This is a genomic window from Xanthomonas sp. NCPPB 1638 (assembly GCF_041475635.2).
In the GTDB taxonomy this organism is placed as follows: domain Bacteria; phylum Pseudomonadota; class Gammaproteobacteria; order Xanthomonadales; family Xanthomonadaceae; genus Xanthomonas; species Xanthomonas cucurbitae.
Window position 1 is genome coordinate 3,918,571 of the sequence record NZ_CM192984.1, and the last position, 14,041, is coordinate 3,932,611.

Sequence of the window (14,041 nt, forward strand, 5' to 3'; positions counted from 1 at the left end):
CGGTGATCCGTTCCTGCCGACGCATACGCAACAAGCTGCCCGAGGATCGGACGGGAGAGCCACCGGACCACACTGCACAGCTACAACGCAGCCACGTCCTTGCCGACGGGAAATGCCAGCCCCTGTGCACGCGCCGCGTTGAAGATGACGCTGCGCGCCTGCTGGATGGCCGGCGTGGGTGCGATCAGGCGTGGCCGCCTGTCCAACGTGCAGCCAAGGCCGGCATCCACCAGCATGGCATGCGCCGCATGCAGCGGCGGCGCCAGATCGGCCGGCAACCAGTGCGCCTGCACCAACGCATCGATCAAGCCAGGCGTGGAGCAACTTTCCAGCAAGCCCGGATGCTGGGCCGCGTGTTCCAGCACACCGGCCTGCAACAGGAATTCCAGATCCACCAGGCCACCGGCACCCTGCTTCAGATCCAGCCGCGCGGCGTCGCTGCGATCCAGTTCGGCGCGCATGCGTGCACGCATCTTGCGCACGTCCTCGTGCAGCAGCGCGACATCGCGTACGCGGGTGAGCGTGTCGCGGCGCACCTGTGCAAACGCATCGCACAGCGCGGCATCGCCGGCCACCGCCCGGGCACGCACCAGCGCCTGGTGTTCCCAGGTCCACGCGCGCTCGCGCTGGTACTCGCGGTAACTGGCCAGCGACGATACCAGCGCACCCTTGCCGCCGTCCGGACGCAGCCGCACATCGATGTCGTACAGCCGGCCGGCTCCGGTTTCGGCGGCAAGTAGCGCCATCACCTTCTGCGCGAGCCGCGCGAACCAGCGTCCCGCCTCCAGCGGCCGTTGGCCGTCGGAGTGTTCCGCCTCGCGCGGGTGGTCGTAGAGAAACACCAGATCCAGGTCCGAGCCGAAGCCCAGCTCCAGCCCACCCAGGCTGCCGTAGCCGACGATGGCGAACGTGCCGCCCGGCACCTGCCCGTGCACGGCCACCAGTTCCCTGCGCGCCAGCTGCAGCACCGTCTGCACCACCGCCTCGGCCAGCCAGGCCAGCTGGCGGGTGCTGTCCACCGCCTGCTGGCGGCCGTCGAGCGTGGCCAGCGCAATGCGGAAGCTCAGCGCCAGCCGGCGTTCGTTGAGCTCGCGCAGGGCCGCTTCGGTGTCCTCGATGTGCACGGTGTCGGCGCAGGCGGCCTGCAACGCGCCACGATCGGGCAGCGCACCGCCGATGCGGGTGTCGAGCAGTTCGTCCAGCAGCAGCGGATAGGCCGCCAGGCGCTCGGCCAGCAGCGCGCTGCGCGAGAGCACATCCACCAGCCGCGCAAGCGCGCTGGGCTGTTCGTCGAGCAGCGCCAGATAGCTGGTACGGCGCAAGGTGGCCTGCAGCAGGCCCAGCATGCGCCGGACCGCCGCATCGGGCTGGCTGCCCCGGGTGGCGGCGTGCAGCAACGCCGGCACTACGCGGTCCAGCCGCGCACGCGCGGTATCGGACAGGGCACGCACGCCGGAGGATTGCGCGAAATCGCCCAGCACCTGGTGCGCACTGCCCGGATCGTGCAACCCGATACCCAGCAGCGGCGCCGCATCGCCATCGGGCAGCGCTCGCCAGTAATCGGCCAGCGTATCGGGGGCGGTGGTGCGCACGCGCGGTGCCAGCAGTTCGGCGAACTCGGCGGCCACCTGCGTGCGGTGCGGTACCAGTGCGTCCAGCAATGCCTGCCAATCCGCATAGCCCAGGCCCAGCGCGATGCGCTCGCAGTCCAGCGGCGCCTGCGGCAGGGCGTGGGTCTGTGCATCGCGCAGCATCTGCAGGCGGTTTTCCAGCCGGCGCAGGAACCGGTACGCCTCGGCCAGCGCCACGCCGGTATCGGGTTCGATCTGGCCCGCAGCGACCAGCGCTTTGAGCGCGGGCAACAGGCGACGCTCGCGCAGGGCCGGCTCGCGCCCGGCGCGGATCAACTGCAGCGATTGCACCAGGAATTCGATCTCGCGAATGCCGCCCGGCCCGCGCTTGATGTCGTCCAGCCGGTCATGCCGCGCAACTTCGGCGGCGATGGCGGCCTTCATCTCGCGCAGGCCATCAAGCGCGGTGAAATCCAGATAGCGGCGGTAGACGAAGGGCCGCAAGCTCTCCAGCCAGGCCTCGCCGGCGGCGATATCGCCCGCCACCGCGCGCGCCTTGAGCCAGGCATAGCGCTCCCAATCGCGGCCTTCGCGCTGGAAATACTGGTCCATGCCGGTAAACGACAAGGCCACGCGCCCGGCACTGCCGAACGGACGCAGGCGCAGATCCACGCGGTGACTGAAGCCCTCGGCGGTGGTTTCGTCCAGCAGCCTGGCCAGTTGCTGACCCAGCCGCGCGAAATATTCCTCCGCCGCCAGCGGGCGTGGCCCGTCGGACTGGCCGCCCTGCGGGTAGGCGTACACCAGGTCCACGTCCGACGAAAAATTCAGCTCGCCGCCGCCCAGTTTGCCCAGGCCGAAGACCACCAGCCGCTGCACGCTGCCGTCGTCGGCAATCACCTGCCCATGGCGAGTGGAAAACTGCTGTTCCAGTGCCTGCAGCGCGGTCTGCAGACAGGTTTCGGCCAACACGGTGGCACCGGCCAGGGTGGCGTCCACGCTGTCCAGGCCCAGCACGTCGCGCCAGATCAGCCGGGTGGATGCGGCGGCGCGGTAACGACGCAGCTGCGCCGGCCACTCCTGCGGCTGCGCCGGGTCCAGCACCGGCACCGGCAGTGGCGGTGGATCGGCCTGCGCCAGCCGTGCCAGCAAGGCGGGTTGGCGCGCCAAGGTCTCCAACGCAAAGTCGCTGGCAAGCGCGAGCTGTTCGAGCGGCCGGGCGAGCGCATCGCCAGGCCATGGCTGCCCGGCAGCAGCAGCCTGCTGGACACGGGCCACGGCCCGTTCGATCAGGGCGGTCAGCGCGGGGGAGATGGGGCGGGAGGCAATGGAAGGCGACATGCCGCGATTCTGGCATCCCGGCCACGCAGCGGCACGGTGTTCTACGTGTACGCTCGACCAGCAGTCGCTGCGGCATGCATCACGGTCGGCCATGCCGTGGAGACTGCACCTGCCGCCAGACCCGCTGCGGTCGGCCAGACGTCAGGCAACAAAAAGCCCGCTTGCAGCGAACTGCCAGCGGGCTTTGCTCCCTCCCCCACGTCGGGATGCAAGAGCATAGTGCGCCCCCCAAATACAACTTGCACGCTGCACTGCAAAACAATACCAGACGGTACAGAACCGGGGCTTTGTCACCTGCCGTCGCCGCCTGGCGAGCTGATCGGGAGCAGATCCGGCTGCGCCTGGTACCACTGCGGCGCGCGTAGCAGATGCCATTCCGGAATGTCGTTGCGCAGGCCCACTGCCGCGCTCAACACGCCCCAACGCGCGAGCAGGCTGCCGCTGCGCTGGCGTCCCTGCAACCGCAGGCGCGCATCGACCTGGAAGCGTGCGTTATGCGCCTGCAAGCGATCCAGGATGACGGTCTCGCCCTGCCAATGCACGCGTCCGCTGACCTGTGCCTGGCCGGCGTCCATCAGGCGCAGCATCCAGTCCGGAACCGAACGGTCGCGTGCATATACCGCCATCAAGAATGCCAGGTCGCGCACTTGCACGCGCACGCGCCCATCCACACCGATCGGTTGCCGCCATTGCATGTGGGTGTCGTCCAGCACCACGCGCGCCCACCACCCGTCGCGGCGCTGCCCATCCGGGCCGGTGAAGCCGACATTGCGCAGCTGCACGGTACTGGCATCGAGGCGAAAGGTTTCTTCGCGCAGATCGCCACGCTGCAAGCGCAGATCCGCATCCACATCGCCGCGCATCGCAAGCCCTGCAAATTGCAGGCGCGCCGCACGCGCACCGATACGCAAACCACCCTTGCCGATCCGCCCACCCGGTTCAATCTGTAGATCGCCGCTGAGCACGCCGTTGCCACCATCGAAGCGCAGCTGCTGCTGCGGCAGATAGCGGTTGTACGCCCGTAGATCGGGCACGCGTGCATTGGCAAAGCTTAGATGCGCGCGCGTGGCATCGCGCAGGCTGGTCAGGTTGCGCGCATCGGCACGCGTGCGCAGGTCCAGGCGCAAATCGCGGCCTTGCACGAACGGACGTGCCGGCGCGTCGGTATGCGCAACCGAGAACTGCTGCATCTGCAGCGCCAGTGCCGGCAGCAACTGTCCGGCTGCATCGGCGTCCACACGCAGATCGGCGCTGGCCTGGCCGGCGATTGCATGCCCCATCACACCCACCTGCGCGCGCACGTGCGGCACCTGCAGGCGGCTGCCTGCACCGAGCTGGCCACGGTCGATGCGCAGATCTGCATCGACCAACCCATCGCCTTGCAGGGTGAGCCAATCCACATCGGGAAACAGCGCTGGAATCCAGCTCAGCGAGGCTAGCTGCCAATGCAGACGGGCATGCCCGGAAGTCCGCGGCAACAAGGCGCGCAGGCCGCCCAGCGGCAACTGCCGGCCCTGTACGCGCAGATCCGCATCCAGGGTGAGCCCGGCATCGGCTGGCTCAGGCATGGCGATCGTCAGGCGCATGTCGTCATCGACCTGCAACTGTGCGGTGAGTTCGCCCAGCAAGGCTGCCGGTGCGCGCGTGCCGTCGTGCAACGGTGTGCGCCAGTGCAGTTGGCTGCCGGGTTGCAACGCACCGCGCGCCCAGCGCAGCTCGCCATCTGCACGCCCGTTGCCAGCACGGGGAACGACGCGGTGGCGCCCCTGCGCATTGCGCGTGACATCCAGCGCCGCGGTGTCGCCATGCACGGCCAGCACGGCATCGGTCAGCTGCAGCAACGCCAACCCACGCGCCTGGTCGGGCCTGTGCCGCGCAATGCCGGCTTCCAGGTGGAGTTGTCCGTTGCGCAGCATCTCGCTCTGGCCCCAGCGCACACGCGCCTTGTCGAAACTGGCCCGCGAGGGAAACAGTTCCATCGCACCACCACGCAACTGCTTGAACAACCCCAACTGCAATTGTCCCTGCCCTTCGATGTGCAGTTGGCGCAGCGACAGTGCCTGCACCTGTTCCGCATCGATGCGATCGAACTGTAGCGTCCATGCGGGCGTAGCGGGCGGCTGGGCCGCAGCAGGCAGTTGCTTGGAGGCTTCGCTGCCTGGCGCCGTTGCCGCTGTGGCAGGGCCTGGTGTCCCTGGTGCGGCGACGACGGTGTGGCGAGCCGACTGGGCCGCAGATCTTTGCGGTATTGGATCCGATGCGACGGCAGCCTGCTGCGCGGCGGATGCAGCGCTGGTGGGCGGTGTGTTTCCCGCTGTTGCTGGCGGCGTCGTGGCCTGCAGTGCGGCACGCACGCCCTGCACCTGCAGCTCGGGCACCAGCAGTTGCCGGTGCAGCAGTGGCAACAGCCGGATCTGCCCGCGCATGCGCTGCGCACTGACGTTCCAGCTGTTGTGCGTGGAACGACCCTGCAACTCCACCTGCCACATCATCACTCGACCCGGCCACCAGGTCAGCGCCGGTCCCCAGTGCATGGCGAAGCTCTCCGGCTTGCGATTGAGCGCAGCCGGCCCCAGCGGGGTATTGAGCAGCAGGTTGCCCAACAACAAATAGCTTGCGTACAGCGCGATGACGGCCAGCAATGGCCAGCGCAGTACGCGCGGCAGGGCGCGCCAGCGGGCGCGAGGCGGCAGCGTCATGACGGCAGGCTCCTTGAACACCGCGCACGCGGCGTCACGCAGTGTGGCAAGCAGGCTGTGAGTGCGGTGCGCAGCGCGGCAATCCGACGTACTCCGTTGCCCATGCACACCACGCATTACCCGGCACGCTGCCTCATGCGGGCAGCGTCGTCACTTGCTCCTGGACACCGCAGGCAACAAGCCAGGCTGCGACTCATACCACTCGCGCGCGCCCGCCAGATGCCATTGGCGTTGCTTGCCATCGAGTTCGATGCCGGCACCGAGCACGCCCCAGCGCAGGTAGAGATTGCCGCGCCGCTGTGCATCATCGAGCGCCAGGCGGGCACGCAAGGACAGGCGCTGGTTTTCGGCATGCAGATCGTCGACGGTGAGTTGCTGCTTGCGCCAGCGCACCCGCCCGGTTGCGTCGAGTTGCCCCGAGTCCAGCAAGCCCACCACCCAGCGCGGATAATCGCTGCGCTGTGCGAACACCGACAGCAGCGGCGCGGCATCGCGCATGCGCAACGCGGCATCGGCATCCAGCTGGAACGGTGCGCTGGCCTGGATGGTGCCGGCACCGACCTGCAACTCGCCCCACCAGCCGGCATCGGCGCCGTCTTCGCCCACCCGCATGTTGCGCAGGCGTACGCGGGTGCCGCTGAGGTCGAAGACCTTGTTCTTGAAGTCGGCGCGCTGCAGCTGCGCCTGCAGGTCGGCATCGCCACGCATCTGCACGCCGGCCAGCGCCAGATGCGCGCCCTGGCCGCGCAACTGCGCATGACCGCTGCCCACCTCACCGGAGGCGTTGAGCGCGACCTCGCCGGTCAGGCTGCCGCGCCCACCGAGCAGGCGCACGGTGTTGCCCGGCAGATAGCGGTTGTAGACGGTCAGCTCGGGCACCTGCGCATTGCTGAAACGCAGCTGCGCCTTCAGCGTGTCGCGCAAGCGCGCCAGCTCGGCGTCGCCGTGCATGGCCAACTGGAGGTCGCGGCCATCCAGCAACACCTGCCGGGGCGCATCGCGCGGGGTGGCCTTGAAGGTGGGAATGCGCACGTCCAGGTGCGCCTGCGGCGTGGCAGCATCGTCGATGTGTCCGCGCGCCGTGGCCACGCCCGCCAGACGCGTATCGAACACCTGCGCCACCGCTTCCACGCGCGGAATCTCCAGGCGGCTGCCACTGGTCAGCCGCCCCTGCGCCATGCGCAGGTCGGCCTCGACCAGCCCACCGCCTTCCAGCTGGAACCAGGGCTTGCGCACGAACAGCTCGGCAATCCAGTTCAGCGATTCGAACTTCCAGCGCCCGCGCACCTGGCCGGATAGACGCGGCAGCACCTGCGCCGGCTGCTCGAACGGCATGCTGCGGCCGGCGATGCGCAGGTCGGCATGCAGTTCACTGCCGGTGTCTTCGTCGCGCGGCAGTCGCGCCTGCACGCGGATGTCCTGCGCCACGTCCAATTGCAGCGCAAGCATGCCGCGATCGGTGGCGCCCACGCCGGCCAGCAGAGGCAGCCGCCACACCGCGCGGCTGCCGGGCTGCAGCGCGCCGTTCGCCAGCGCGATGTCGGCCTCCACCCGCGCGGCCGACGGTCCGCTGCGGATGTCCACGTTCGGCACCCCGGTATCGATCTTCAACGCTACCGTGCTGGCCTTCAGTTGCAGGCGCGCCTGGGTGATGCCGAGCTTGCGCAGGCCGGGCGCGGCATCGCGATAATGGCGTGGAAACTGTAACTGCGCATCCAGCTGCGCATCGTTGAACACCTGCACGCCGTCATAGCTGACCACCGCTTCCTTGAAGCCGGCTTCGGAGGGAAACAGCTCCGATGGCCCGCCCTTGAGCTGCTTCAGAAAACCGACCCTGCCGTGCCCAGTGCCGGCGATCAGCAACTTGCCCAGGCGGGCACTGCGGATGCTGTTGCTGGTGATCGCATCGAAGCGCAGCGTCCAGCCGCGGTTGCCGCGCGGTGGCGGCGGGATAGGGGTGTCCGACGTCTCCACTTCTGCGCTGACATTGGTGGCATGCAGCCACGGCAGGCGTACCTCGCGCCGGAACAAGGCCAGCAATGCGATGCGCGCATGCGCGCGATCGGCGTGGAAGACATACACGGTGCGGTTGGCCTGCCCGCGCATGCGCACGTTCCAGGCCATCACCTCGCCCGGGAACAGCGTCAGTGCCGGGCCGGTCTGCAGGGTGAACTTGTGCGGCTGGCGGTTGGTGCTGGCATCGAACAACGGGGTATTGAGATAGATGTTGCCGGCCAGCAGGTACAGCACGTACAGCGCCAACACCACGACCACTGCAAGACGCCACGGCCGAGGCCAGCGCTGGAAGCGTTCGCGAAGAGAGGGCATGGGCTCGGGCGGCAGGAAAGTCCGCCGCCACTATCACGGGTGGGCCGACGCCGGGGCGTGAATACCGATGCTTGCCGCGCTACCGCACGCCGGCTAGCGGCCTCGACTCATGCGGCCTCGCCGAGGCGCTTCATACGGCGTGTACGCACCGCCATCGCCAGCCGCTCCAGCACCTGCACCGAGGTGGCCCAGTCGATGCAGCCGTCGGTGATGCTCTGGCCATAGGTCAGCTCGCCACCGGGCACCAATTCCTGACGTCCACTTACCAGGTGGCTTTCGACCATGACGCCGACGATACGCGTTTGGCCACCCTCCAGCTGCGCTGCAATGTCCTCGACCACTTTGGGCTGGTTCTCGGGATTCTTGCCGCTGTTGGCGTGGCTGGCGTCGATCATCAGGCGCGCCGGCAGGCCGGAGGCATTGAGCACCTGGCTGGCGGCTGCCACGCTGGCTGCATCGAAGTTGGGCTGCTTGCCGCCGCGCAGGATCACATGGCAATCCGGATTGCCGGCGGTGGCCGCCACGGCCGTCTTGCCGTCCTTGGTCACGGCCAGGAAATGGTGCGGATACGAGGCCGCGCCCACTGCGTCCACCGCGATCTTGACGTCGCCGCCGGTGCCATTCTTGAAACCCACCGGACACGACAGGCCCGAGGCCATTTCGCGATGCACCTGGCTTTCGGTGGTCCGGGCGCCGATCGCGCCCCAGGCCACCAGGTCGGCGATGTATTGCGGAGAGATGATGTCGAGGAACTCCACGCCGGCCGGCAGGCCCAGGTTGTTGATGTCGCGCAGCAAGCCGCGCGCCACACGTAGCCCCTTGTTGATCTGGAAGCTGCCATCCAGGTCAGGATCGTTGATTAATCCCTTCCAGCCGATGGTGGTGCGCGGCTTTTCGAAGTACACCCGCATCACGATCTCCAACGCATCGCCGAACCGGTCGCGCAACGGGCGCAGGCGGCGGGCATAGTCCATCGCCGCCACTGGGTCGTGGATCGAACACGGCCCGATCACCACCGCCAGGCGGTCGTCGCGCCCGTGCAGGATCTCGTGCAGCGCGGCGCGCGATTGGGTCACGGTCTCGGAGGCGCGCTCGTCGCAGGGCAGCAGCGACAGCAGCTGCGAAGGCGGTGCGAGGGCTTCGATCTTGCGGATACGCAGGTCATCGGTTACAGGCGGCATCACAGTGTCTCGGGTCGGCAGTGCATCGGGGGAGCCAGGCAAAGCGGCAACAAAAAAGCCGCCAGTGTGCGCTGGCGGCTTTTCGGGAATGCTGCTGAAGTGTCCTTCAGGGTGAGCGCACTCCTTCCTCCGCCAGCGGCATCGGAAAGCCGTAGTACCAAAAATAAAACTGGCTGCGGGGTGCGTTCATGGGATGCATTGATACCACGCGTTTTTTTTTGATGCCACTGTTTCATCGGCAACGGAACGTGCAGGCCGACGCACTCTGCGCGCAGCACCGCAGGTGACCAGACGCGTCGGCATTCACACCTGCACAGGACAGATTGCTGCGGAACAACCGATGGATACGGGCAGTTGGCCCGGTGGAGCGGCGGCGTGTCGAGGCAGCGGTCCCGACCCGCGCAGCAGCGACGCTCCGGGCATCCGGGCCTGCCATGGAGAGCATCGAAAGTATCGTTTCATCATTTCTGCTTAGAGAACCGCTTTTTGGAGTCAAAATTGTTCTAAATCAGTTATTTGCAAATCACACATTCTTAATTTATCGTTCCACAAATCGTTTCATGGATGCTCTGCATGCCGCCGTCCGATGCAGTACAACGCCTGGTCGCCACACTGCGCCTCGAAGGCCCGTTGCGCGGTGCCGATCTCGCCACACGGCTGGGTGTGAGCAAGGCAACGCTCTCGCGCCTGGTCGCGGCAGCAGGCAGTGCCGTGCGGCGCTATGGCAACGCGCGCGCCACCCATTACATCGCCACCGGCGAGGTGAGAGGCGAACGTGCCTGGCCGCTCTACCGGATCGACGCTAAGGCCCGCGTCGTGCCGCTCGGCCAGCTGCATGCACTCCATCACGACCACTTCTGCGTGGAGTTGCTGCAGGACAACCCCGTGCTGCTGCGTCCGCCAATGCACCTGGGCGTGTTCGAGTCGCTGCCCTGGTTTCTCGATGACCAACGCCCGCAGGGATTTCTCGGGCGCAACCTGGCCCATCGCATCTCCAAGCCGTTGCGACTGCCCGAAAATCTCACACTGTGGTCGCCCGGTGACACACTCGTCGCGCTGCTGTCCGATGGACACGACCAGCTCGGCGATCTGCTGGTTGGCGAGGCTGCGCTGGCACGCGCATGGGCATCGATCGAGCAGCCTGAGTGCATCGAGCCAGAAGCACGCGCAGAAAGCTATCTGCAGCACGCCGATGCCGCATTACGCGGTGAGGACGTCGGTTCATCCGCTGCCGGCGAGCAACCGAAATTCACTGCCGTGCTGCGCGAGGATGGCGTGTATCGCCCGGTGATCGTGAAATTCTCCGACCGGATCGATCAGCCGGCCGGCCGGCGCTGGGCGGATCTGTTGCAGATGGAATCCCTGGCCAACCAGGTATTGCTTGCCGGTGGCATCCCGGCGGCAACGACACACTGGCTGCAGGCAGGTGAGCGCGTGTTTCTCGAATCCACCCGCTTCGATCGCACACCGACGTTGGGCCGACACGGGTTTGTCTCGTTGATGGCGATCTTCGCTGCGTTCTACGGGCAGTCGGAGGTCGGCACATGGCGTGCGCTTGCGCCGCTGCTCCAGCGCGATGGCTGGCTGAGTGCGGAAGACACCGAGCGTCTTGAGGTGACCAGCTGGTTCGGTGCGCTCATCGGCAATACCGACATGCATCTGGGCAACGCCGCGCTGATGCTTGCCGACACTTTTCCGCTGCGGCTTGCGCCGGTGTACGACATGTTGCCGATGGCGCTACGGCCGGCGTCCAATGGCGAAGTCGTGCCCAGGGACATCGAAATTCCAACGCCCACGGTCGGCCAATTCGCCCAGTGGCGACGCGCTGCCGCGCTGGCCGAACAGTTCTGGCAGCGATCCAGCGACGACAACGCCCTGAGCGAGCAGATGCGCGGCATCGCTGCGCGCGCATTGGCAAGCCTGCGCCGAACGGCCTCGCGCCTTGCCTGAGCGCTGGCCCGCGACACTGCACCACACGCCGCAGCGTGCGATGCAGCGGCCAGCCTCACTCAGAACGTAAACACATACTCCGCCGCCACTTCGCGGCCGATCGGGTTGAACAGCGTGGTGTTGTAGAAGCCGTAGCCGTAGAAGCGCTCCTTGTGTTCGTAGCCCACTTCGTTGAATACGTTGTTGATGTAGAAGTTGACCTTGGCATGGTCGGTGATTCTGTAGCCAGTGCTGAGGTTCCAGTAGATCGCCGGGCCGACGCGGCCAAAATAGCGCTTGCTGGTCTGGCCCAGATTCACGTTGCCGGTATCGGTGACCAGGCACTGATCCGAGGCGCTGGGCTGGTAGCCATCGTCGAAGCGTGCGCAGGTGCCCCAGTTGACCGCACGCATCGAACCGAGCCGGCGGAAGAACACGGTCCAGTCCCAGGCGCCGCCGTTGTCCCAGTGCACGCTGCCGCGCACCCGGCTGCGCACGCGCTCGTCGCGGCGGTTTTCGTCGCTGTCGGTGCGGTAGATCTGCTCGCGGTAGGCAATCAGATTGTTGTAGTCCAGCGACAGCTGTAAGTTGCCCCAGCCGCCCGTGGCCAGGCGGTACCTCAGCGCGGCATCGATACCGGAGGTTTCCATCTGCGCCAGGTTGATCGGGCCGCGTTCGATGGCGGCGATGGTGCCGTCGGCATGACGTGTCACGCGCGAGGTGATGGTATCGCAGTAACCGGCGCCGCCAGGGTTGTTCCAGGCGCCGCCGCTGATGGTGGTGCCGGTACGGCAGCCGGCTTCGGCCGACAGGATCTCGTCGCGGTCCAGATCCTTGATCATGTCCTCCAGCTGGATGCGGTAGTAGTCCACGCTCAACGACAGCCCCTGTGCGATGTCCCACACCACGCCACCGGTGAACGAACGGCCGGTCTCCGAGCGCAGGTCGGGCGTGCCGCGCCGGTTCACATCCACGGTGTAGAAGATGTTGTTGTTCTCGTCGTTGCAGCCGCCGGTCTGGTACGCGCCGGAGGTGATGCAGCGATATTGGTCGATCACCGTCTGGTTGGTGGAGCTGGGTTCGCCCAGCACGTAGTGCATGTCCGGCGCGCGGAAGCTGGTGGCCAGGGTGCTGCGCACCAGCAGGCTCTCCACCGGCCGCCATTCCAGGCCGGCGCTCCAGGTGGTGTCGCTCTGCTGGCCTACCTCGGTCTGGATGGCGGCGGAGGAGCGATAGTTGCTGTAGCGGTCGTAGCGGCCGGCCACATTGGCGCTGAGCGTGGACAGCAGCGGGATCTGGAATTCCAGGCCGGCCGAACTGCGCAGGCGCTCGCCACCACCGCTGTCCACCACATCCACCGGGTAGCATTCGTTGGCGCAGGGGTCGGGCGAGAGTTGATAGCCCTGCTTGGCGACTTCGGCCACGGTGGCGAAGCGGATCGGCCCCGCCCATCCCTGCATCACATCGCCGCTCAAACTGAAAATGGCTTGGTTGACCCAGGAATACGCAGCGTTGTGCGACTTGGCCACCAGGCTGTCGTACTCGTTGGATGCCAGCGGCGCGTACCAGCGCGCTTCGTTGACCGCATAGATCGGGTTGCCATCGGCACCAGTCCCGAGCGGGCTGCCGAGGAAATAATCGGTGGCGCGCGCGGTATCCACGGTGCGGATGTATTCGTCCACGGTGTAGCGCGAACGGCCCACGCTCAGCTCCCAATCAAAGCGGTCGGCCCACACGCCGCGCAGGCCGGCGCCCAGATCCCAGGACTGTTCCTTGTTGTAGTTGGCCAACCGATCCCAGCCACCGGCTTCGCGGCGAGTGAGCTGGCGGATGGCATTCAACTGGCGTCCGGTGTTGGCATCCTGAAATGGACCCAGCAAGACATACGGCGGGTCATAGGTCCAGCGCCCGATGCTGCGGTTGGCCGACACCGTGGCCCAGGCCTCGGTCGCCGCGCCAAACTTCCAGGTGCCATACAGGTACGCCGAATAATCTTCGCTGCCGGTCACCAGGCCCCAATCGCCATAATCGCGCGCCATACCGCAATAGCTGCCCGAATTGGTGAGTGCGCCGGTATTCTGGTTGTAGCTCAACCGCTGGCCGTCGATGAACTCACCGCCGAAACGCGCGCAGGTGCCCGGCGGCGGCGCGAGGCGCTCGTTGGTGTTGACGTCGACTAGGCTCAGGCCGGTGAACGGGTTGAACCCGTAGCGGCGGTTCTGGCCGGTCCAGTTGGAATAGGACATGTCGTCCGAGTCGTCCATCTTCGGGCGATCGCGCCCGCTCAATGGGTCGCGCCGGGTGGCCTGCAGCGCATAGGTCACGCTCCAGTTATCGCCGGTGCGCCCGCCGGCCCAGGACCCGTCGAAACTATCGCGACCGCCTTCAGTGGCGGTGCCGCCGCGCAAACGGAATTGATCTCCCTGGTAATCGCGCTTGAGGATCACGTTGATGACGCCGGCCACCGCATCCGAACCGTAGATCGCCGACGCGCCGCCGGTGAGGATGTCGATGCGCTCCACCGCGGCGGCGGGAATATTGCTGTAGTTGGAGAAATTGCTTTCACCGCCGTACGGCAGCGGGTAATCGGCCACGCGGCGGCTGTTGACCAACAGCAGCGTGCGGCCCGGCCCCAGGTCGCGCAGGTTGATCGGCGAGGCATTGGGCGTGTGCGAGCCCCACTGCGTGTCCGCTTCCACCGAGCCTTGCTGGTTCATGCTGTTGAGTACGTCGTAGACGGTGGCGAAGCCTTCCTGCTGGATCTGCTGCGCGGAGATGGTGACCACCGGCTGCGCGCCTTCGACCTGCGCGCGCTTGATGCGCGAGCCGGTGACGCTGACAGCATCCAGCGTGGACGTGGCGCGCGATGGATCGGGTTCGACTTGCTGGGCCATGAGCGGCGGTGCACACGCACCGGTCATGGCAAGGGACACGGTAATGGACACGGCAAGACGGTGACTGCGACAGTTCATGAAAGTCCCCCGGGAGAAGC

The 14,041-nt window shown here is 66.9% G+C and carries 7 protein-coding genes; 1 reads left to right on the plus strand and 6 read right to left on the minus strand.

Going from position 1 to position 14,041, the window contains the following annotated elements; genetic code table 11:
• Nucleotides 1-80 precede the first annotated feature (80 nt).
• The 5 genes from glnE to ACCQ13_RS16945 form a co-directional block, all read right to left on the minus strand.
• On the minus strand, nucleotides 81-2,912 hold the full coding sequence (gene glnE / locus ACCQ13_RS16925) for a bifunctional [glutamate--ammonia ligase]-adenylyl-L-tyrosine phosphorylase/[glutamate--ammonia-ligase] adenylyltransferase (RefSeq protein WP_104604032.1): 2,832 nt from the start codon (nucleotides 2,910-2,912) through the stop codon (nucleotides 81-83).
• A gap of 290 nt (nucleotides 2,913-3,202) precedes the next feature.
• Complete coding sequence (locus tag ACCQ13_RS16930; protein ID WP_104604065.1) at nucleotides 3,203-5,611, minus strand: hypothetical protein; 2,409 nt, start codon at nucleotides 5,609-5,611, stop codon at nucleotides 3,203-3,205.
• A gap of 150 nt (nucleotides 5,612-5,761) precedes the next feature.
• Entirely contained in the window at nucleotides 5,762-7,939 is a 2,178-nt protein-coding gene (locus tag ACCQ13_RS16935) for a translocation/assembly module TamB domain-containing protein (RefSeq protein ID WP_159407620.1), read from the minus strand.
• Between the two features lie 107 nt (nucleotides 7,940-8,046).
• Nucleotides 8,047-9,120, minus strand: a complete 1,074-nt coding sequence (locus ACCQ13_RS16940) for a 3-deoxy-7-phosphoheptulonate synthase (RefSeq protein ID WP_159407621.1) — start codon at nucleotides 9,118-9,120, stop codon at nucleotides 8,047-8,049.
• Nucleotides 9,120-9,356 (minus strand): hypothetical protein, encoded by a 237-nt coding sequence (locus ACCQ13_RS16945; protein WP_146090333.1) that lies wholly within the window; start codon nucleotides 9,354-9,356, stop codon nucleotides 9,120-9,122. The genes ACCQ13_RS16940 and ACCQ13_RS16945 overlap by 1 nt, the downstream gene beginning before the upstream one ends.
• A gap of 337 nt (nucleotides 9,357-9,693) precedes the next feature.
• On the opposite strand from ACCQ13_RS16945, the gene yjjJ reads away from it, so the two are divergent.
• The gene (yjjJ, locus tag ACCQ13_RS16950) at nucleotides 9,694-11,070 is read left to right on the plus strand and encodes a type II toxin-antitoxin system HipA family toxin YjjJ (protein WP_372372311.1); all 1,377 of its coding nucleotides are present in this window, start codon (nucleotides 9,694-9,696) and stop codon (nucleotides 11,068-11,070) included.
• A gap of 59 nt (nucleotides 11,071-11,129) precedes the next feature.
• Here yjjJ and ACCQ13_RS16955 read toward each other — a convergent pair whose 3' ends face one another.
• On the minus strand, nucleotides 11,130-14,021 hold the full coding sequence (locus ACCQ13_RS16955; protein ID WP_159407623.1) for a TonB-dependent receptor plug domain-containing protein: 2,892 nt from the start codon (nucleotides 14,019-14,021) through the stop codon (nucleotides 11,130-11,132).
• Nucleotides 14,022-14,041 lie beyond the last annotated feature (20 nt).

Coding starts and splice junctions, on each gene's coding strand:
- yjjJ (WP_372372311.1), top strand. CDS start 9,694: ATGCCGCCGTCCGATGCAGTACAACGCCTGGTCGCCACACTGCGCCTC.
- ACCQ13_RS16940 (WP_159407621.1), bottom strand. CDS start 9,120: ATGCCGCCTGTAACCGATGACCTGCGTATCCGCAAGATCGAAGCCCTC.
- ACCQ13_RS16930 (WP_104604065.1), bottom strand. CDS start 5,611: ATGACGCTGCCGCCTCGCGCCCGCTGGCGCGCCCTGCCGCGCGTACTG.
- ACCQ13_RS16935 (WP_159407620.1), bottom strand. CDS start 7,939: ATGCCCTCTCTTCGCGAACGCTTCCAGCGCTGGCCTCGGCCGTGGCGT.
- glnE (WP_104604032.1), bottom strand. CDS start 2,912: ATGTCGCCTTCCATTGCCTCCCGCCCCATCTCCCCCGCGCTGACCGCC.
- ACCQ13_RS16955 (WP_159407623.1), bottom strand. CDS start 14,021: ATGAACTGTCGCAGTCACCGTCTTGCCGTGTCCATTACCGTGTCCCTT.
- ACCQ13_RS16945 (WP_146090333.1), bottom strand. CDS start 9,356: ATGAAACAGTGGCATCAAAAAAAAACGCGTGGTATCAATGCATCCCAT.